Here is a 19,355-nt window from a genome sequence, read left to right as displayed (position 1 = left end):
CTAACGTCGCCCCGCGTGCGGGGAGAGGTCGGATCGCATCGTGAGATGCGATCCCGGTGAGGGGGAGAGTCTCCGCAAACGCATCTCCTGCTGAGTGCGCGGTGACAGCCCCTCACCCCAGCGCTCTCCCCGTAAGAGCGGGGCGAGGGAGCGCAGCACCGCCGCTGTTCAAACCGGTTCTATTGTTTCTCACCGCGGCGTCAGCTCTTCGCGCAGCGCCGACAGGATGGTGAGGTCGGCGGCATGCTTGCCGGTCTTGTCGGCCAGCGAAGCATCGGCGCCATGGGCCAGCAGGGTCTTTGCGATCGCCGGATGATTGCCTTCCGCGGCGATCATCAGCGCGGTGCGGCCGCGCGCGTCGCGATCGTCGATGCTGGCACCGGCGTCCAGCAGATACGACACAACCTCGAGCGCCTGCGCTTCCGGTACGGCCTCGTCCGGCCCGGCGGCCCACATCAACAGCGTCAGATCGTTGGCGTAGCGCGTGTTGACGTCGATCTCGCGCGCGAGCAGCTGCTTGACGATGCCGAGCTGGCCGGCGGCGGCGGCATACACGATAGGCGGCTTGCCGGTGTCGTCAGCCTTGCGGCCGTCGGCGCCGTGCGCCAGCAGCAGGCGCACCACCATGTCCCGGCCGGCATACGCGGCGGCCGCAATGGGGGAGGCACCGCTGCGCCCGGTGAGGTTGACGTCGGCGCCGCGGTCGATCAGCCGCTGCACGATCGCGACATGGCCGCGCTCGGCGGCAAGATACAGCGCGGTCGATCCCGCGAGGTTGCGGGCATCGACCGGCGCGCCGCGCGCCAGCAGCAGATCGACCATGTCGAGATGGCCGGAGCGGGCGGCGTGACTCAGCGGCTTGGCGCCGAGCCGGTCCCGCGCGTCGACCGAGGCGCCGTGGTCGAGCAGATCGGTGGCGAGGTTGACGCAGTCGGCATTGGCGGCCGCGAACAAGGTCAGCGAGATCTCGATTGCGCTGAGCTGGGCCTTGTCGGTCTCATACTTGCGGATCAGCTCGCGGCACCGCGCCGGGTCGGGCGCGGCAAAGCTGCCGTGGACGTGGCCTGCGACAAGCAGCGCGGCGAGGGCGATGCGACGAACCAAGACAAGTCCTCCGGATGGCCTGCCGAGCGCATCGCCATTCGGATCGAGCCTCGCATGAACCTTTGTTATTGCCAAGCCGCGCGGGGTAGTCCTGCCGCTAGCCGCTCTGCCCGGTGCTGGCATTGGCAACGGCGCGCGCGACGTTGGCGATCACCTCGTTGCACGTCTCCATCGGCGCGCTGGCCCCGGTCAAGTAGACCGTCACAATGATCGGCTTGCGGCCGGGCGGCCAGAACACGCCGATATCGTTATAGGTGCCGCGCTCGCCGGTGCCAGTCTTGTCGCCGACCCGCCAGCCGCGCGGCACGCCGGCGCGCAACCGCGTGTCGCCGGTCTTGTTGGCGACCATCCAGTCCACGAGCCGCTCACGCGAGGCTGCCTGCAACACATCGCCGAGCACCACGCGTTGCAGATCCTTCAGCATCGCGACCGGGCTCGTGGTGTCGCGCGGATCGCCGGGCACGGCTTCGTTCAACGCGACTTCCCAGCGGTCCAGCCGGCTGACATTGTCGCCGATGGTGCGGAAGAAGCTGGTGAAGCCGGCCGGTCCGCCGATCTCGCGCAGCAGCAAATTGGCGGCGGTATTGTCGCTGAGCGTGATGGCGGCCTCGCAGAGTTCGGACAGCGTCATGCTCGATCCGACGTGTTGTTTGGCCACGGGCGCGTAGGCCAAGATGTCCTTGGCCTCAACCTGAACGCGCTGGTCGAGGCTGGATTCGCCACGGTCGACCCGGTGCAGCACGGCGGCCGAGGCCAGCGCCTTGAAGGTGCTGCACATCGGGAACCGTTCGTCGCCGCGCTGGCTTACGCGCAACCCCGTCTCCGTGTCGAGCACAGCGATGCCGAGCCGGCCGGTGGTCGCCAGCTCGATGCGCGCAAATTCCTGCTGCAGCCCTCGCGCCGCCCCGCTTGCTCCCGCCGCGGCGCTCTGTTCTGCCGCAGCGCTTGGCCGCGGCAGGGTGCACGAAGCCGCAAGGCCCAGCGCGCGCCATCCAAATGTCCGTCTCGTCAGCATGTCTAACCTCCCGTTGGCGGCGCGAACCTGCCGAACCGCGTGACGGCCGACAAACAATCATTTATACAACGAGGCATGAGAAAAACTTGGTCATGATGCCGTGCGCCGGCATCTCCCGCTGAACGCGCTGCGCGCCTTCGAGGCCTCCGCGCGGCTGCTCAGCTTCACTCGCGCGGGGATGGAGCTGCGCGTGACGCAGACCGCGATCAGCCATCAGGTCAAGCAGCTCGAGGATACGCTCGGCGCAAGCCTGTTTCGCCGGCTGCCGCGCGGATTGGTGCTGACCGACGAGGGGCTGGCGCTGCTGCCGGTGCTGACCGACGCGCTCGATCGGATCGGCGCTGCCATCGACCGCATCGAGGCCAAGGGTACGCGCGAGGTCGTCACCGTCGGCTGCGTCACGACGTTCGCGACCGGATGGCTGCTGCAACGGGTCGATCGCTTCAAGCGCGCGTATCCCTATATCGACCTGCGCCTGCTCACCAACAACAACCGCGTCGACATCGCGGGCGACGGGCTCGATCTCGCGCTGCGGTTCGGCGACGGCTCCTGGCACGGCACCGAGGCGATCCATCTGCTGTCGGCGCCGCTGTCGCCGGTGTGCTGCCCCGATGTCGCGGGCCGGCTGCGCAAGCCGTCCGATCTCGCGCAGGAATTCCTGCTGCGCTCCTACCGCGCCGAGGAATGGCCGTTGTGGTTTGCGGTCGCCGGCGCGCCGTGTCCGAAGATCCAGGGTCCGATCTTCGACAGTTCGGTGGCGATGGCCGAGGCCGCCGCACGCGGCGTCGGCGTTGGATTAGTGCCGATCGCGATGTTCAACAACGAACTCGTGTCCGGCCGGCTGATGCGGCCGTTCGCGGCCGAGGTCCCGGCGGGCTCGTACTGGTTGACCTGGCTGAAGTCGCGCGAGGTGACGCCGGGCATGCGTGCGTTTCGCGACTGGCTGCTCGAGACGTTGCGGGCGGAGGCGAGTGAGGGGGAGGAGGTAGGAGGTGAACTTCCTTCACGACCGAAGGCAAACACCAAGGCCAAACCGAAGGCCACGACGAAGGCCGCGAAGAAGCGGAGGCGTTAGCCTTCCGAGTAATGCTCTCTAACACCGTCATCCTGAGGAGCCGCGAAGCGGCGTCTCGAAGGATGCACGGCCCGGCCGGTTGCCGTCGACCCTTCGAGGCGCTGCGCGCTCCTCAGGGTGACGGTGAGGAAGTGGAATGCACGGCAAATCGATGCAGTGCTCGCCGTTGTCCTGCAGTGCGATCCATCCTACGCCAGATGGCACGCCACAAAATGCCCGTTGCTGCCTTCGCGCAGCTCCGGCGCGGATTGGCGGCAGCGCTCTTCGGCGATCGGGCAGCGGGTGTGGAAGTGGCAGCCCTTGGGTGGATTCATCGGGCTCGGCACGTCGCCCTTCAGGCGGATGCGGTCGCGCTTCGCCTTGGGGTCGGCCACCGGCACCGCCGAAAGCAGCGCCTTGGTGTAGGGATGCTGCGGGTTGCGGTAAAGATCGCTGGCCTTGGCGAGCTCGACGATGCGGCCGAGATACATCACCGCGACGCGGTCGGAGATGTGCTCGACGACCGAGAGATCGTGAGCGACGAAAAGATAGGTGAGGTTCAACTCCGCCTGCAGGTCTTCCAGCAGGTTGATCACCTGGGCCTGGATCGAGACGTCGAGCGCCGAGACCGGCTCGTCGCACACGATCAGCTTCGGCTCCAGCGTCAGTGCGCGAGCGATCGCGATGCGCTGGCGCTGGCCGCCGGAGAATTCGTGCGGGTAGCGCCGCATGTGCTCGGCCTTCAGCCCGACCTTGACGAGCAGGCTTGCGACGCGGTCTTCGCGCTCGCTGGCCGAACTCACGAGATTATGGATGATGAAGGGCTCGCCGAGGATCGCGCCGACCGTCATGCGCGGGTTGAGCGAGGCGAACGGGTCCTGGAACACCAGCTGCATGTTGCGCCGCATGGCGCGCAAATCGCCGCCGCCGAGACCCGTCACGCTCTGGCCGTCGAATACGACATCGCCGGAGGTCGGCTCGATCAGCCGCAGCACGCAGCGGCCGGTGGTCGACTTGCCGCAGCCGGATTCGCCAACCAGCCCCAGCGTCTCGCCGCGGTTGACCGAGAACGACACGCCATCGACCGCATAGACCTGGCCGACCTCGCGCGACAGCAGGCCGCCCAGCACCGGAAAGTGCTTCTTCAGATTGGACACGCGCAGTAGCGGTTCGCTCATGACGCGTCTCCGAGGTGGCAGGCGATGCGATGGCCGGGCGCAATCTCGCGCAGTCGCGGCTCCTCTTCGGTGCAGATGCTCATGGCGTGCTTGCAGCGGGGCGCAAACCGGCAGCCGGGCGGCGGGTTGATCAGGATCGGCACCGAGCCGCCGATCGCCTCCAGCCTCGTCTTGTGCTCGGCATCGAGATCGATGCGCGGGATCGAGCGGATCAGGCCCCGGGTGTAAGGATGGCCGGGATTGCCGAACAGCTCGTCGACCGGCGCCTCTTCCACCACCTTGCCGGCATACATCACGACGACACGTTGCGCGGTCTCGGCGACCACGCCCATTGCGTGCGTGATCAGCATCACCGCCATGCCGAAGCGTTCCTTCATGTCCTGCAAGAGGTCGAGGATCTGCGCCTGGATGGTGACGTCGAGCGCGGTGGTCGGCTCGTCCGCGATCACGAGCTTGGGCCGGCAGGCCAGCGCCATCGCGATCATCACGCGCTGGCGCATGCCGCCGGAGAACTGGTGCGGATAATGATGCACGCGGCCCGCAGCATTGGGGATCTGCACCAGCTTCAGCATCTCGATGGTGCGTTCCAGCGCCTGCTTCTTGGTCACCGCCTCGTGGCGGCGCAGGCTCTCGGAGATCTGCTTGCCGATCGTCAGCACCGGGTTGAGCGAGGTCATCGGCTCCTGGAAGATGAAGCCGATCTCCTTGGCCCTGATGTCGTCGAGCTCGTGGCTGGTCAGCGGCACCAGGTCGCGGCCTTCGAAGATGATCTCGCCTGCGACGATCCTGCCCGGCGGCATCGCGATCAGCTTCAGGATCGACATCGCGGTCACGGTCTTGCCGCAGCCGGATTCGCCGACCACGCACAGCGTCTCGCCGCGGTTGATGCTGATGTCGACGCCGTCGACCGCCTGGAGGATGCCGTCGTCGGTCGAGAAATGGGTCTTCAGGCCCTTGATGTCGAGCAGCGCCATCAGATCACCTTGCGCGCGTCGAGCGCGTCGCGCAGCCCGTCGCCGATGAAGTTGATGGCGACCACCGCGATGAAGATCGCGCCACCGGGAAACAGCGCCCAATGCGGGCCGATGTCGAGGAAGTCCTTGGCGTCATAGAGGATGCGGCCCCAGGTCGGCGTATCCGGCGGGAAGCCGAGGCCGAGGAACGAGAGCGTCGATTCGGCGATGATCGCGGCGGCGACGTCGATCGTGCCGGCGATGATCACCGGGCCCAGCGCGTTGGGCAGGATGTGGCGCACGACCTGGCGCACCGGGCTTGCGCCGAGCGCGCGGGCCGCCTCGACGAACTCCTTCTCGCGCAGCGACAGGAACTGGGCGCGCACCAGGCGGGCGACCGGCATCCAGCGCAGGCCGCCGATCACCAGCACGATCAGGATGAAGATGCCGCCCTCGGGGCCGAACACCGCCTTCAGCCCGTCGCGGAACAGATAGATCAGCATCAAGAGCAGCGGCAGCTGCGGCAGCGACAGGAACAGGTCGGTCAGCCACATCAGCGCATAGCCGAGCGCGCCGCGCGACATGCCCGCGAGCGCGCCGATCAGCGTGCCGACGAACACCGAGACCAGCATCGCGGCAAGGCCGACCGCAAGCGAGATACGGCCGCCATAGATCATGCGGGCGAGCAGGTCCTGGCCGAGATCGTCGGTGCCGAACGGATGCGCCAGCGACGGTCCCTGCATGCCGGCCAGCACGTCGATGTCGCTGATCGAGACGCGCCAGACGAACGGCCCGATCACGACGGCCGCGATCAGCAGCAACAGCAGCACGGCGCTGACCACTGCCGGCTTGTGCCGGCGGTAGCGCCGCCAGGTTTCGCGCAGGGGCGAATAGCCGCGCCGCTCAGCGGAAGGAGATGCGAGGGTCAAGCCAGCCATAGAGGACATCTGCGATCAGGTTGAACAGCACCACGAGACACGCGAACACGAAGGTCACGGCCATCACGACCGGCGTATCGTTGGCGAGGATGGAGGAGATCAGGAGCGAGCCGATGCCGGGAATCCGGAAGATCTGCTCGGTGACGATGGCGCCGCCGAACACGGCGGGCACTTGGAGCGCAACGAGCGTGACCACCGGGATCATCGCATTGCGCATCACATGCTTGACGATCACCTTGGCCTGCCCGAGCCCCTTGGCGCGGGCGGTGGTGACATAGTCGAGCCGGATCACGTCGAGCATCGCCGAGCGCACGAACCGCGTCATCGACGCCGCCTGGAACAGGCCGAGCACCATCACCGGCATGATGGCCTGCCGGATCATCTCGAGCGCCCATTTGATGCCGCTGCCCGGCACCTCGGTGTAGACGAACGGCAGCCAGTCGAGCTTCACCGAGAATACCAGGATGAACAGGATGCCGGTGAAGAAGGTCGGTAGCGAGAAGCCGATGAAGGCGAAGGTGTTGGCAAGCTGGTCGAAGATCGAATAGGGCCGGGTGGCGGCATAGACGCCGACCGGGATCGCGATCAGCAGCGCCAGCAGCTGCGACGAGCCGACGACGTAAAGCGTGGTCGGCAGCCGCTGCAGGATCAACGTGTCGACATCGACCCGGCTGACAAAGGAGAAGCCCCAGTCGCCCTGCGCCATCGCCGCGAGCCAGTGCAGATAGCGGAGATAGATCGGATCATCGAGGCCGAACTTGGCGCGCAGCGCCGCCTGCACCTCGGGCGGCACGTTCGGATTGGTCGCGAGCTCGCTGAACGGATCGCCCGGCGCGAGCGCCAGCACGACGAACAGGACGAGCGAGATGCCGAGCAGGCTCGGGATCGCGATCATCAGGCGGCGCAGGATATATTGACTCATCTGGAGGTCATTTGACTAACGCTCGCACAGAGCATGATGATTATGCTTCCCATCGAGAGGCGAGCCTCACCTCGCCCCGCGTGCGGGCCGGAATTCAAGCGCAACTTGAATTCCGGGTGAGGGGGACTCTCCACGAACTCATCTCTCACGGTATTTGCGGTTAAAGCCCTCGCCCCAACCCTCCCCGCAAGGACGAGGAGAGGGAGGAGCAAAGCTCAAGCCTCTCGCGGCTCAGGTTTCACGATACCAGTCTTGCAGATTATCGGTTTGGTTGGCCCAACCGGAGAGTGCGGGCCGCACCGTGTTGGAGCAGGCCTCCACCGCGAGGCGATGCATCACAGGGATCACCACCGTGTCCTGCCACATCAGATCGTTGCACTTGATGTAGAGGTCGGCGCGCTTGATCGGGTCGATCTCGGTATCGGCGGCGTCGATCGCGGCGTCGAAATCCTTGTTGACCCAGCGCGGGAAGTTCTGGCCCTGCCACTTATTCTCCTTGGTGGCGACGTTGCGCGAATGGTAGCGGCGCATGTGCAGGGCCGGGTCGGGTTGCGTCATCGGGATCTGGAACATCTCGATGTCGGCGTAGAACTTGGAATAGGTGTCGGGGTTGGCGACGTCGGAGGAGAAGAACACCGAGGCCACCACCGATTTCAGCTCGACGTCGATGCCGGCCTTCTGACAGGCCTGCTTGACGATCGCCTGGGTCTTCTGGCGCGGTCCGTTGATCGAGGTCTGGTACAGGAGCTTCAGCTTCTTGCCGTCCTTCTCGCGGATGCCGTCGGAGCCTGCCTTCCAGCCCGCCTGTTCGAGCAGCGCGCTCGCCTTCTCGACCGAGAATTCCCATTTGGTGTTCTTGGAGACGAACTCCTCTGGGCCGTTGAGATAGTTGGCGGTGGTGCGGCCGGCACGGCCGTAGATCGCCTTCTTGACGGACTCGCGGTCGACCAGCAGCGCCAGCGCCTTGCGCACCGCCGGATCCGACAGGATCGGATGCTTGGTCTTCATCGACGAGCGTTCGCCGTCGATTTCGGTGTTCGGGTCGGTGAAATTGATGGCGATGAATTCGATATCGCCGCCGACGGCGTAGAGCGTCTTGCCCTTGCCGCCCTTTTCCAGCCGCAGCAGCACCTCGTCCTCGACCTGGATGTTCCAGGCGAAATCATATTCGCCGGTCTGGATCACGGCGCGCGCCGCCGACACGGCATCGCCGCCGCCCTTCATCTCGATCGTGTCGAAATAGGGCCGGTTCGGCATGTGATAGTCTTGATTGATTTCGCCGCGGATCAGGTCACCCGGCTTGAACTCGACGAACTTGTAGGGGCCGGTGCCGACCGGCTTGAGGTTGTTGGGCGCCTCGCGCGACTTGCTGCCCTTGTACTCGGCGAACAGATGCTTCGGGATGATGCAGCCATAGGCGCCGACGAACGCGTTGGCCCAGAACGGCGTCGGCTCCTTGAACTTGATGCGGACCGTGAGCTCGTCGACCTTCTCCACGGTCATGCCGGAATAGGTGCCGCTCGAGACGGCTGCGGTTGCCGGATCACTGGCATATTCCCAGTTGAACACGACGTCGTCAGCGGTGAACGGTTTGCCGTCATGCCATTTGACGCCGGGCTTGAGTTTCCAGACCACCGTTTTGGCGTCGGCGGAGAGCCCGCCGTTCTGGATCGAAGGGATTTCCGCGGCGAGGATCGGATTGAGATGGCCATCGACGTCCCAGCTGGCGAGCGGCTCGTAGAACAGCCGCGAACCGTCCTGGTCCTTGGTTCCGGTTGCGAAATGCGGATTGAGCAGGGTCGGGCCCTGCCACCACAGCAGCTTCAGCGGGCCGCCGCCGCCGCGCTTGGTCGGCTTGTAGGGATTGGGGCTCTGCGCCATCGCGACGCCGCCGATCGCCAGAATCTGGTTTGCCATCGGCGCGGTGAGGCCGACCGCAATCATTCGCTTGACGAAAGCGCGGCGATCCATCCGCCCGTCCTTCACGTCGTCGATCATGCCTCGCAGATTGTTGTCGAACATAGTCCCCTCGGTCCGGCTCACGTGTGATTGCGGCGGGCCGTGGAACCGGCCGCCGTGCTGGCGGGAGATGGCACACCGAATGACCGCGAAGGTCAACGCCTCCCGGGGGCCAACGCCTAGGTCTTTTGGCTATCGCTTGTGCAGAAGTTGTCCCGGTCGCACAGGAGTTCGGCATTTCGGCGCCAAACCGCGGCATACGTCCCTCGCAGCTGCGGAAAATTTGTTCGTTATCCTTTGTTCTGAGATGCTTTTTTGCCACGCAACCGCGTTTTCACGCGAAGGGACTGCGCCCTTCGCGTGATGCAAACGCCTCAAAAATCCAGAGCCTGGTTCCGATCTGATCGGACCGAGGCTGCCGCCGGATTTCGCGTCGACGAGGAGACGCCGCCCTCAGGCCACCGACATATCCAACGGCGGTGCAACATTCGCCGGCAGCGGGCTGACATAGGGCGTTCGTGCGGTCCGCTTCTTGAGGTCGGCCTTGGCGGCCGCGATCAGCTCCGGCTCCAGCAGCGCCTTGACGCCGAGACCGGCCATCGCCTTGGCGGCCTGCACCATCGCCTTGTGCGCGGCAGGGGTCTTGCCCTGCGCCACAACCTGCCAGGTGTGGAACGGCGTACCGATTGCAACCGTCGGTGCGTGAACCTGCACCGTCGGCACCACCCAGCTGACGTCGCCGACATCGGTCGAGCCGATCAGCGGATTGCGCTTGGCATCCATCGGCACCAGGAAATCGGCCAGCGGCCGGTCGGTCGGCTCCATGCCGATCGCGTAATATACCGAGGCGATGTCCTTGTCGGTCAGGGTGGCGCGGATCTTGCCGGCGAAGTCCTTGTCGGCATCGTCGAAATGCGGCGGTCCGAGTTCTTCCATGATCCGGTGCAGCGTCGCTTCCAGCGGCGTGTTGGGCAGGATGTTGGAGACCGCGGAGATGATCTTCATCTCGACCTTGGTCTCGGTCATCAGCGCTGCGCCCTGCGCGATCTTGTGCACGCGCTCGACCAGTTCGTTCATGCCGGGCAGGTCACGGGCGCGGATCGAGTAGCGGACGCGGGCATGGGCCTGCACCACGTTCGGGGCGATGCCGCCGGTGTCGAGCAGCGCGTAATGCACCCGCGCATCGCTCGGCATGTGCTCGCGCATGTAGTTGACGCCGACATTCATCAATTCCACCGCATCGAGCGCGCTGCGGCCGAGATGCGGCGAGGCCGCGGCATGCGAGGTCCGCCCGGTGAAGATGAAATCGGCGCGGGTGTTGGCGAGCGACGGCGTCACCGCCACCTCCCAGAAGCTGTGCGGATGCCAGGTGATGGCGATATCGGCATCCTCGAACGCGCCACAGCGCACCATAAAGGCCTTGGCCGCGCCGCCTTCCTCGGCGGGACAGCCATAGTAACGCACCCGGCCCGGCACCTTGTTGGCGGCGAGCCAGTCCTTCACCGCGGTGGCGGCGAGCAGCGCCGAGGAGCCGAGCAGATTATGGCCGCAGCCATGGCCGTGGCCGCCGCTCTCGACCGGGCGGTGCTCGGCGATGCCGGCCTCCTGGCTGAGGCCGGGCAGGGCGTCGTATTCGCCGAGGAACGCGATCACCGGGCCGCCTTCGCCCCATTCGCCCATCACCGCGGTCGGAATGTCGGCGACGTTCTCGGTGATGCGGAAGCCCTGATGGCGCAGTTCGGCCAGATGTTCGGCGGATGAGCGCGCCTCGGTGTAGCAAACCTCGGGCATCGCCCAGACGCGGTCGCTCAATTCGATGAAACGCGGCTTGATCGCGTCGACGCCGCGCCAAACATCACTACGGTTGTCCATTTGCTCCGATCCTCGAGTAAGGCAATCTGAAGCGCGAAACGCTAGCAGCTTGCCGCGACCTCGCCTAGCGCCTGGCGGCAGACCTGCTTTTCCGAAAGTCACGACTTGGTGTGCAGAAATATCTCTGCGTCAGGCGGCGTTGAGCCGCTCCAGGCCCTTCCAGTCGAAGGCGATGCCGTGTCCCGACCGATCCGGCGCAATCGCCATGCCCTGATCCAGAACTAGTGGATGCTCAATGTAACGATCAAGGCCGAAACCGTGCGCCTCGAGATACGATCGATTCGGGCACGCAGCCAGCAGATGCACGGTGATGTCATGCGCGCCATGGCTGGTCACCGGGATGTTGAAGGCCTCGGCGAGCCGCGCGATCTTCATGAAGCTGGTCACGCCGCCGCAATTGGTGACATCCGGTTCGGCATAGGACAGCGCGCCGCCGGCGATATAAGGCTTGAACTCCCACAGGCTACGCAGATTTTCGCCCGCCGCGATCGGCACGCCGCCGGCCTGCAGGATGCGGGCGTGGCCTGCGACGTCGTCAGGAATGGTCGGCTCCTCGAGCCAGGTCAGGTCGAATGGTTGCAGGGCGCGCGCGGCGCGGATCGCTTCCTCGACGCTCCATTTCATGTTGGCGTCGGCCATCAGCGGAAACTCGTCGCCGAGATGGCCGCGCATCGCCTTCACGCGCGCGACGTCGGACGCCAGGCTCGGGCGGCCGACCTTCATCTTGATGGCGCGAAAACCCTTGGCCAGATTGTCGTCGGTCTGCTTCAGCAAGCCATCCAGCGGCAGATCGAGATCGATGCCGCCGGCATAGCAGGGCACGCGACGGTCGAAGCCGCCGAGCAGCCGCCACAGCGGCAGCGACGCCCGGCGCGCCTTGAGGTCCCACAGCGCGATATCGAGCGCGGACAGCGCAAGCACCGCCGGCCCGCCGCGGCCGCCGTAGTGCAACGCCCACCACACTTTGTGCCAAAGCTGCTCGGTGTCGTCCGCCTCCATCTCGCGCGCGATGCCGGGGATTTCGCGGCGCAGGATGTCGGCGACGGCACCGCCATTGCGGCCGACCGTATAGGTGTAGCCGGTGCCCTCCGCGCCGTCGGCGTCGCGGGCGCGGATCGTGACGAGCTCGAACGCCGTGATCTCGCCATGCGTGCTGTCGCTCAATACGACCGGAAGCGGGATCTTGTAGAATCCGATGCTGAAGTCCTTGAGGATGGCCACGCCGGAACTCCTTGTCACAGGATGAATGCAATGCGCGGCACACGATCCCAAAAGTGTCCGCCCTCCGCAACCTTGCGCACGCGAATGTCTGCCTTGAGCGATCGGCGTGCCTGCCCCTATGATGTGGTTCGCGGGACGTGGTTCGATCAATGCATGATGCAATTCCGTCGCTATTGCCGAGAAGTCCGGGCCACCGGTTCGTGATCTATGCCGACGCCTGCTCGGGCGTTGCCGGCGCGCCGCATGAGCGCAGCTTCGCGTCGGTGAACAATGTGGTCCGCCGGCTGCATCCGGCGCCCGAATTCATTCTGTTCCCCGGGGACGAGATCATCGGCCTCACCGCTGACGCCGACGCGTTGCGCGCGCAATGGCGGCATTGGTTCGAGGTCGAGATGAGCTGGCTCGATCGGCGCGCGGTGCCGCTGTGGCACACGACCGGCAACCACACTGCCTATGACGAGATGAGCGAGGCGGTGTTTCGCGAGGAGCTGAAGTTGCCGCGCAACGGCCCGCCCGGTCAGGACGGGCTGTCCTACTGGGTGCGCCGCGACGATCTCGTGATGGTGTTCGTGCACACGCTGTGGAGCGGGCTCGGCGGCGAGGGGCATGTCGAGACCGACTGGCTGCAAGCGGTGCTCGAACAGCACAAGGATGCCAGGCACAAGCTCGTGCTCGGCCATCATCCCGTGTACCCGATCAACGGCTTCAGCGGCAGCTATCAGCGCGAGATCGGCCACGAATACAGCGCGCGATTCTGGGATATCCTCGTGCGCGCGGATGTCACTGCCTATCTATGCAGCCACCATTCTCGCCTTTGACGTCCAGGTCCATCGCGGCGTGCTGCAGATCTGCACCGCAGGCGCTGGCACCGCGCACCGGATGCCCGAAGGCGTCGAGTATCTGCATTGCGTGCAGGCGACGCTCGATCAGCGTGGCCTCCGCTATCAGGTGCTCGATACCGAGGGTGCCGTGCGCGAGCAACTCGCATGGCCGCTGCCACCCTTGGACAGCGCCGCGTAGTCGCCGCTGCCGCGCGGCACCAGCCCTGCACCGCTGTCCGGGATGCCGGCGCCCGCGACGGTGGTCGCCCTGAAATTGTCGGGCCGCACCGCCGCCGGCGTCGCCGCGCCGCAAACGCTGCTGTGCACGCCGGTGCCTGACATGATCGCACCGCTGTGGCTCGGCTTGCGCGGACCGAACCAGACGCTGACCCTGATCCTCGGGCGCGAGCGCGGGCGCAGTCCGCATTACTGGATCGGTCCCGATCTCGGCGCCGACAGCGATTTCGGCCTCGATGTCGCCCTTTATCCGGACATGGGTCCGGGCGGCGTGCTGTGGCGACACAGCGGTGAGGCGCGCTGGACGTCGTGCACGGCGATCTCGGCGACCGGGCTCGAACGGTTTTCATGGCCGGCCGACTGGCGCGTCGGCCACGGCGAGGGCGGGCCGGATCACAAACGCTATGCCGGCCCACGGCTGGATGTCGCGGCGGCGGTCATCGCATTGTCTTGAACGAAGGCAACGTCTGCGCCGTCGAGCAACAGCGCTGCATCTCCGTGTGCGCTTCAATCAGGCGCTTTCGGCTTGGTCCGTCCCGCGCGCTTCAATTCGCGATCGATCAGCGTGCAGACCCGGCGCTGCGCCAGCAGGTCGAGCCGCGCGCGCGTGACGCCCTGCCTGGTCTTGCCGTCGATCTCGAATGACCAACTCCAGAGGTCGGGTTCGATGTTGGTGAGTGAGTATTCAATGTCCCGGTGACGATAGATCAGCTTCTTCATGCCGTTTCTTTTTGTGAGCTGAGCTTGCATAGCCAGATCGGTAACGCGTCAGTATCCGGTCGACTACTTACGCATTTGGTCTAAGCGAGGTCCGCAAGGCGGAATTTTCGCAGAGCTCGCGCAGATCATGGCGCGAAATGCGAGTTGTGCTCACACACTCATTGTCGTCCCGGGCTTGACCCGGGATAACCACAGGGTGCAATTGTTGTGCGATGCTGTGGCCCCAGCGAAATCCGCTTACACAACGCGGTGGTTATGGGTCCCTGCTTTCGCAGTGACGACGCGACCATCGACGACCGCGGCCACCCTTCACAGGTTGATCACCCCGCGCCGCGCCGCATGCGCGACCGCGTCGGTGCGGCCGGTGGCGTCGAGCTTGTCGAGCAGGGAGCCGACGTGAAACTTGGCCGTGTGGACGGAAATCCCGAGCCGCTGCGCGATCATCTTGTTGGATGCACCTTCGGCCAGCAGCGCCAGCACGTCGAGCTCGCGCGGCGTCAGCTCGAAATCGCCGGCGCCCGCGGCCTCCCGGTTGCGGGCGACGATTGCCGCCGTGGTCGGCTCGCCCGGCGCGGCAAGCCGCAGGCCGGCGACGCTGCCGAGCAGGGTCGCCAGCCGGTCGGCGAGCACAGGATCGTCGATCTCGAGCGCGATGACGATATCGGGGGCAGGCTCGCTGCTCACGTCTCGGGCCTCTCGCCGACCGTCACCTTGAAGCTCAACGGTTCGCCGCCGCGATGCACCGTCAGCTCGACGACGCTGCCGAGGCTCTGCGGCCCGAGGCCGCGCGACAGCGCCCGCACGCCCGACAGTTTCTCGCCGTTGACGGCAACGATCACGTCGCCCTGGCGGATGCCGGCGGCGGCCGAGGGCCCGGCCTTGTCGACATTCATCACCATCGCGCCGAGACCGTCGTCGAGACGGACCGGCTGCAACCCGACGCCGAGATATCCGCGCGCGATGCGGCCGCTCTTTTCGAGCTGGGCTGCGACCCGCTCGATGGTGGCAGACGGAATCGTCAGCACGCGGCGGGGGCCGAGCACGGCCATGCCGAACGGCTCGCCCGCGGCATTCAGCGCCAGCCCGCCCTGCTGGCTGTGGCGCAGGCGGACGTCAAGCTCGATCCGCGCCTCGATCTCGCCGCCGCGCAGGCTGCGCCAGGCCGGCCCCGACAGCGCGACCATGCCGAGCCGCGCGCTCGCCGCGCCGCGGTCGGCCGCGGCGATCACCGCGAGCGATCCGAGCGGCGGGATGTCGCTCGACAGCTTGACCGGTGCGATATCGCTATCGACACGCAGCAAAGCGATGTCGGTGGTGTGGTCGCGTCCGGCGACGACGGCCGGCTTGCGGCTGCCGTCGGGGAGCTGGATCTCGATCTCGCCCTCATCGGCGAGCGCCTCGTCGGCGGTAACGACAAGGCCCGTCTTCCAGATGAAGCCGGATGCGCGGGCGCGATGCGAATGTACGGAGACGATCGCGGGGGCGGCACGCGCGATGGTGTCCGCAAGGGCTGATGACAGCGAGGAAAGGATGTTCGGTTCGGTCATGGGAAACTCCGTTGGCTTCCCTCAATCTGGGATGTTGCGCCTGGAGACGAAACTGGCCGGATGGGCAGGGCCGGGACCAGGACCGTCCGTGCACCTCAGCCGCGGTCCCGGGTCCGCCAGCCGAGCAAGCCGAACACCGCCACCAGTGCGGGCACGATCAGCATCCAGTTCTGACCCTCGAAGCCGAGGAAGTGAAATGGTTGAATCAGGAACTGCACCACGTGCCCCTTTTGCGGGCACGCTAAGGCTTTCCGGAGCGAAAATATATTATTTTTGTATATATGCCGGTCGGCAGGCGACCGATCTTCAATCGGCGACGCTGGTCTCCAGCCGGTTCTCCAGCCGATAGCCGACCCCGGACTCCGTTACCAGCAGCCGCGGCTGGTTCGGATCGGCTTCGATCTTCTGGCGCAGCTTGCGCACCAGGATGCGCAGATACTGGATGTTGTCGCGCTGGTTGCCGGTCCAGATCTCCTTCAGCAGCTGATCGTGCGTCACCACCAGTCCGACATGGACCGCAAGCACGTGCAGCAGGCGGTACTCCTTCCGCGTCAGCTTGATCCTGGCCTGGTTGAGCGAGACGGCGCGGCTGACCAGATCGACCGACAGCGAGCCGACCACGACGACCGGATTTTCGGTCGGGCTCTTGAAATAGCGGCGCAGCGCGGCGTCACTGCGCGCCAGCAGCTCGGCCATGCCGAACGGCTTGACGACATAGTCATCGGCACCCGCCTGCAGCAGGCGCACCTTCTCGTCCTCGTTGGATTCGACGGAGAGCACGATCACCGGGACATTGGACCAGGAACGCAGCCGCTCCAGCGTCTCGCTGCCGTGCAGGTCCGGCAAGCCGAGGTCGAGGATCACGAGGTCGGGCGCATTGAAAGTCGCGATCTTCAGGCCTTCGGCGGCATTCTCGGCCTCGACGACGGAGAAGCCGTGAATTTCAAACCCGGCGCGCAGGAAGCGGCGGATCTTCGGCTCATCGTCGATCAGCAGGACAAGGTTACGCGGCTTACTCATCGTCGCAGGTCACCAGTTCCGAATCTGTAGGTAGCTGCGCCGGTAGCAAGATCGATGCCGTCGTGCCGAGGCCGTGGCCGCGGCTCGCTATCTCCACGGTGCCGTCATGTGCCCTGATGAAGGTCGATGCGATCCAGAAGCCGAGCCCCGAGCCGGGAACGCTCGCCTGGTGGCGCGGGCTGCGGAACGACTTGCGGCCGAGGTGGCGCTGCTCGTCCGGCGTGACGCCGACGCCCTGATCGATGATCGACATCACGACGCGTCCGTTGTCGTGGCGGGTCTGCACGGATATCGTCGACCCGGATGGCGAGTATTTGGCGGCATTCTCCAGCAGTTGGCCGCAGGCTTCCTCGATCAGGCCGCAATCGACCTTGAGCAGCGGGAGATCGTCGTCGAACCCGATCTCGAGGCGGTGCGCTGCGAGCCGCCGCGCCCGCGCCTTGACCGCGGCATTGACGATGTCGCGCGGGTCGGACCATTCGAGACGGGGCGTTAATCCGCCGGCCGTGACCCGCGTCGCGTTCAGGAGATTGCGGATGTGGCCGTCGAGCCGGACCACCTCGTCGGTGACTGCCTCGATCAGCGAGCGCAGTCGGTCGTCGGCCGCGACCGCCGGCATCTCCCGCATCACACTCACCGATCCCTGGATGGCGGCGAGCGGCGAGCACAGTTCGTGCGACAGCGTGCCGTGGAAGGCGTCGCGTAACAGCTCGGCCTGCAAATGCAGACGGGCATCGTCCATCGCCTTGCCGATGTCGAGCCGTTGCAGAGTCAGCGAGACCTCCTCGAGCACGGCCTCGATCCGGCGCGCGCGCAATTTGAGCGCATCGCGCGTACCGCGCCCGACGTTGATGGCGATGACGCCGTGCACCGCGGTTTTCGAAGCCACGGCGCGCAACAGCCAAACATCCTGGGTGGTCTCATCGACGACGCTGCGATCGGTCGCGCCGACCGCGGCCGTCATCGCCGCCGCGCTGTCCCGGACGGCGGGCGGAGCCACGGCCGATTCGGGCGCGGACTCGAAATGACCGCCGGCAGATGCGACGAACAATGCGGCGCGATGGCCGAGTGTGTGCGCCAGATAGTGCCTGACCGCGCCGATCAGATCCGCGATCGTGAAACAGGCGGCGAGACGCTTGGAGAATTCGTAGAGGTGCTGCATCTCGCGTTCGCGACGCCGCAACCGCTCGGTCTCCTGACGCAGGCGCGACGCCAGGTTGCTGCTCGCCAGCGCGACGATGAGGAACACGAGGAGGTCGATCGCCTCCTGCGGGCTGTCGACCCGCAGGCTGTAGAGCGGCGTGAAAAAGAAGAAATCGGCGGCTGCGATCGCCGCCAGCGACGCCAGAGTGCCCGACCAGATGCCCCATCTCGTGGCGGCAAAGATGACGGGGATCAGGTAGGCGATCGGCACCAGGTTTGCGGCGATCGGCTCGTCGAGCGCGAACAGGATCGCAGTGATGGCGGCGATCGATCCGACCGATCCCAGCAGGGGCAGCACGTTGCTCCAGATCAGCGGTCTCTGCTTCTCGTCGAAACCGGACGCGACGATGTGCTCCGCTTCGGTGCGGCGCGCGCGGACATCAGCGAGCCGTTGAAACAGGGGCAGGGAGTAGATCAAGGATTTTGCCTTCGTAGAGAACGACACCGGATGATCCTCGTCACGGCCATTGCGGCCCGCACGAAATCCGCCCCGGCAACATCCAATGGGAGCGCTGAAGACGCGGGCGCAGTGCCGTCAGAACGGCGCATGTCCTCGCGAATGGTTCAACGTTCGACCGTCGGTTGCTGCTCCGATGTCACCAACTACCCAGCGATCCGAGCATTCCCCAGGAACGGATAGAAAATCCATGTTGTTGCGGCGGGCGAGAAATATAAAAGAAATAGTCGAATCCCGGACTCCGGCCTTGCCGAGTGGATCGATGGGCTGCTCGCCATGGCGCGGCGAGGCGCCTTCAGCGTTGCTCGAGCAGGGCGGCATCATCCGATTTCTGCAGCATTTCGCTGACGTAGCTCAGCGCCAACCGTTCTCCGGCGAGCTCCGGCTTCGAGGTGCCGTAGAGGCCGAATTCGCCGGTCTGGCTCGCCCGCGGCGGAGTGAGCTTGGCGATCGCGGCGGCGCTGAAATATTTCGGCGGATAGAGATAGAAGTCCATCAGCGGGGTCTGTGAACCGCCCGCTTGCCGCTTCAGCACGGCAGCCGCTCTCGCGCCTTGCTCCGGATAGAGCGCAGCCCAGCCCGCAAAGCTGCTGGCCAATATCTCCAGCGACAGGATCGCGGTTGCGATCTCGACGAAGCCGCGATTCGACTTCTTGGCGCTTCGCGTCGTCGAGGCCTTGCGCAGCTGCTGCCTGAATTCGTCGTGCCGCTCGATAAACGGCCCGAGCCGCGCCCGCCACAACATGTCGGGCAGACAGGCATAGCCATGGATGTCGTGATAGCTCTCGATCAGGTTGCGGCACTGCGCCGTGAGATTGGCCGGCAGAAAGTTCAGATCGATGTCGCCGATCTCATCGCCGCTCGCACAGTTCATCACGTTGACCACGATGCGCGGCGCTCCGTTGCTACCGCGGCGAAGGATTCGCCGGATGAAGTGAGCTTAGCCGCTGCGCGCGTATATCTTCGATGCGGATTCACTGCGATCTGCGTAGCAATAAAATAGCGTCCGCGTTGACGATGATCGCGAGACCGATCGAGCTATGGCAGAAATGGCACAGGTCGCGCGGATTCTCTCGCATCGCAACGCGCGGCTGTCACAAAACCTTACGGTTCTTGCCGGGTTCTTCAGCAATC

General features: G+C 65.7%; 20 protein-coding genes. 4 read left to right on the top strand and 16 right to left on the bottom strand.

What is annotated here, in order from left to right:
- Positions 1-189: 189 nt before the first annotated feature.
- Positions 190-1,104 (bottom strand): ankyrin repeat domain-containing protein, encoded by a 915-nt coding sequence (locus ACVW17_RS00635; protein WP_456796674.1) that lies wholly within the window; start codon positions 1,102-1,104, stop codon positions 190-192.
- Positions 1,105-1,201: 97 nt separating this feature from the next.
- Positions 1,202-2,119 carry a class A beta-lactamase gene (gene bla / locus ACVW17_RS00630; RefSeq protein WP_456796673.1) on the bottom strand — a complete coding sequence of 306 codons (918 nt, stop codon included), beginning with the start codon at positions 2,117-2,119 and terminating at the stop codon, positions 1,202-1,204.
- 100 nt (positions 2,120-2,219) lie between these two features.
- On the opposite strand from bla, the gene ACVW17_RS00625 reads away from it, so the two are divergent.
- Entirely contained in the window at positions 2,220-3,194 is a 975-nt protein-coding gene (locus ACVW17_RS00625; protein WP_456749993.1) for a LysR substrate-binding domain-containing protein, read from the top strand.
- A 188-nt stretch (positions 3,195-3,382) separates the two neighbouring features.
- On the opposite strand, the gene ACVW17_RS00620 is transcribed toward ACVW17_RS00625, so the two are convergent.
- The 7 genes from ACVW17_RS00620 to ACVW17_RS00590 all read right to left on the bottom strand — a co-directional run bounded on the left by ACVW17_RS00620 (position 3,383) and on the right by ACVW17_RS00590 (position 12,216).
- Entirely contained in the window at positions 3,383-4,351 is a 969-nt protein-coding gene (locus ACVW17_RS00620) for an ABC transporter ATP-binding protein (protein ID WP_456749992.1), read from the bottom strand.
- Positions 4,348-5,328 (bottom strand): ABC transporter ATP-binding protein, encoded by a 981-nt coding sequence (locus ACVW17_RS00615; RefSeq protein WP_456798920.1) that lies wholly within the window; start codon positions 5,326-5,328, stop codon positions 4,348-4,350. The genes ACVW17_RS00620 and ACVW17_RS00615 overlap by 4 nt, the downstream gene beginning before the upstream one ends.
- The gene (locus ACVW17_RS00610; RefSeq protein ID WP_456730724.1) at positions 5,325-6,242 is read right to left on the bottom strand and encodes an ABC transporter permease; all 918 of its coding nucleotides are present in this window, start codon (positions 6,240-6,242) and stop codon (positions 5,325-5,327) included. Before ACVW17_RS00610 ends, ACVW17_RS00615 begins: the two co-directional genes overlap by 4 nt.
- Positions 6,208-7,164 (bottom strand): ABC transporter permease, encoded by a 957-nt coding sequence (locus tag ACVW17_RS00605; RefSeq protein ID WP_456749991.1) that lies wholly within the window; start codon positions 7,162-7,164, stop codon positions 6,208-6,210. The genes ACVW17_RS00610 and ACVW17_RS00605 overlap by 35 nt, the downstream gene beginning before the upstream one ends.
- A 231-nt stretch (positions 7,165-7,395) precedes the next feature.
- Entirely contained in the window at positions 7,396-9,186 is a 1,791-nt protein-coding gene (locus ACVW17_RS00600) for a peptide ABC transporter substrate-binding protein (protein WP_456749990.1), read from the bottom strand.
- Between the two features lie 390 nt (positions 9,187-9,576).
- Positions 9,577-10,995, bottom strand: coding sequence for a M20 family metallopeptidase (locus ACVW17_RS00595; protein ID WP_456749989.1), 1,419 nt, complete (start codon positions 10,993-10,995; stop codon positions 9,577-9,579).
- A 129-nt stretch (positions 10,996-11,124) separates the two neighbouring features.
- Positions 11,125-12,216, bottom strand: coding sequence for a mandelate racemase/muconate lactonizing enzyme family protein (locus tag ACVW17_RS00590; protein ID WP_456749988.1), 1,092 nt, complete (start codon positions 12,214-12,216; stop codon positions 11,125-11,127).
- 149 nt (positions 12,217-12,365) lie between these two features.
- On the opposite strand from ACVW17_RS00590, the gene ACVW17_RS00585 reads away from it, so the two are divergent.
- Genes ACVW17_RS00585 through ACVW17_RS00575 form a run of 3 tightly spaced genes read left to right on the top strand, consistent with a single transcriptional unit; the run spans position 12,366 to position 13,728 of the window.
- Entirely contained in the window at positions 12,366-13,034 is a 669-nt protein-coding gene (locus tag ACVW17_RS00585) for a metallophosphoesterase family protein (protein ID WP_456796672.1), read from the top strand.
- Positions 12,994-13,236, top strand: coding sequence for a hypothetical protein (locus ACVW17_RS00580; RefSeq protein ID WP_456796671.1), 243 nt, complete (start codon positions 12,994-12,996; stop codon positions 13,234-13,236). The genes ACVW17_RS00585 and ACVW17_RS00580 overlap by 41 nt, the downstream gene beginning before the upstream one ends.
- Before the next feature lie 42 nt (positions 13,237-13,278).
- On the top strand, positions 13,279-13,728 hold the full coding sequence (locus ACVW17_RS00575) for a hypothetical protein (RefSeq protein WP_456749986.1): 450 nt from the start codon (positions 13,279-13,281) through the stop codon (positions 13,726-13,728).
- Between the two features lie 53 nt (positions 13,729-13,781).
- Here ACVW17_RS00575 and ACVW17_RS00570 read toward each other — a convergent pair whose 3' ends face one another.
- From ACVW17_RS00570 to ACVW17_RS00540, 7 genes are all read right to left on the bottom strand, one after another.
- Positions 13,782-13,994 carry a hypothetical protein gene (locus ACVW17_RS00570; protein ID WP_456749985.1) on the bottom strand — a complete coding sequence of 71 codons (213 nt, stop codon included), beginning with the start codon at positions 13,992-13,994 and terminating at the stop codon, positions 13,782-13,784.
- 309 nt (positions 13,995-14,303) lie between these two features.
- Positions 14,304-14,678, bottom strand: coding sequence for a response regulator transcription factor (locus tag ACVW17_RS00565; RefSeq protein WP_456749984.1), 375 nt, complete (start codon positions 14,676-14,678; stop codon positions 14,304-14,306).
- A complete protein-coding gene (locus ACVW17_RS00560; protein ID WP_456749983.1) occupies positions 14,675-15,541 on the bottom strand; it encodes a S1C family serine protease in 867 nt (288 codons plus the stop codon). The genes ACVW17_RS00565 and ACVW17_RS00560 overlap by 4 nt, the downstream gene beginning before the upstream one ends.
- A gap of 95 nt (positions 15,542-15,636) precedes the next feature.
- The gene (locus ACVW17_RS00555; RefSeq protein WP_456749982.1) at positions 15,637-15,759 is read right to left on the bottom strand and encodes a hypothetical protein; all 123 of its coding nucleotides are present in this window, start codon (positions 15,757-15,759) and stop codon (positions 15,637-15,639) included.
- Between the two features lie 88 nt (positions 15,760-15,847).
- A complete protein-coding gene (locus ACVW17_RS00550; RefSeq protein ID WP_456749981.1) occupies positions 15,848-16,561 on the bottom strand; it encodes a response regulator in 714 nt (237 codons plus the stop codon).
- The gene (locus tag ACVW17_RS00545; RefSeq protein ID WP_456749980.1) at positions 16,554-18,209 is read right to left on the bottom strand and encodes a sensor histidine kinase; all 1,656 of its coding nucleotides are present in this window, start codon (positions 18,207-18,209) and stop codon (positions 16,554-16,556) included. The genes ACVW17_RS00550 and ACVW17_RS00545 overlap by 8 nt, the downstream gene beginning before the upstream one ends.
- A 307-nt stretch (positions 18,210-18,516) precedes the next feature.
- Complete coding sequence (locus tag ACVW17_RS00540; RefSeq protein ID WP_456749979.1) at positions 18,517-19,095, bottom strand: hypothetical protein; 579 nt, start codon at positions 19,093-19,095, stop codon at positions 18,517-18,519.
- Between the last annotated feature and the right edge of the window lie 260 nt (positions 19,096-19,355).

This window comes from Bradyrhizobium sp. USDA 4473 (genome assembly GCF_054063335.1).
The sequence above is the reverse complement of the archived record's forward strand: the minus strand, read 5'-3'. Positions and strand labels throughout refer to the sequence as shown.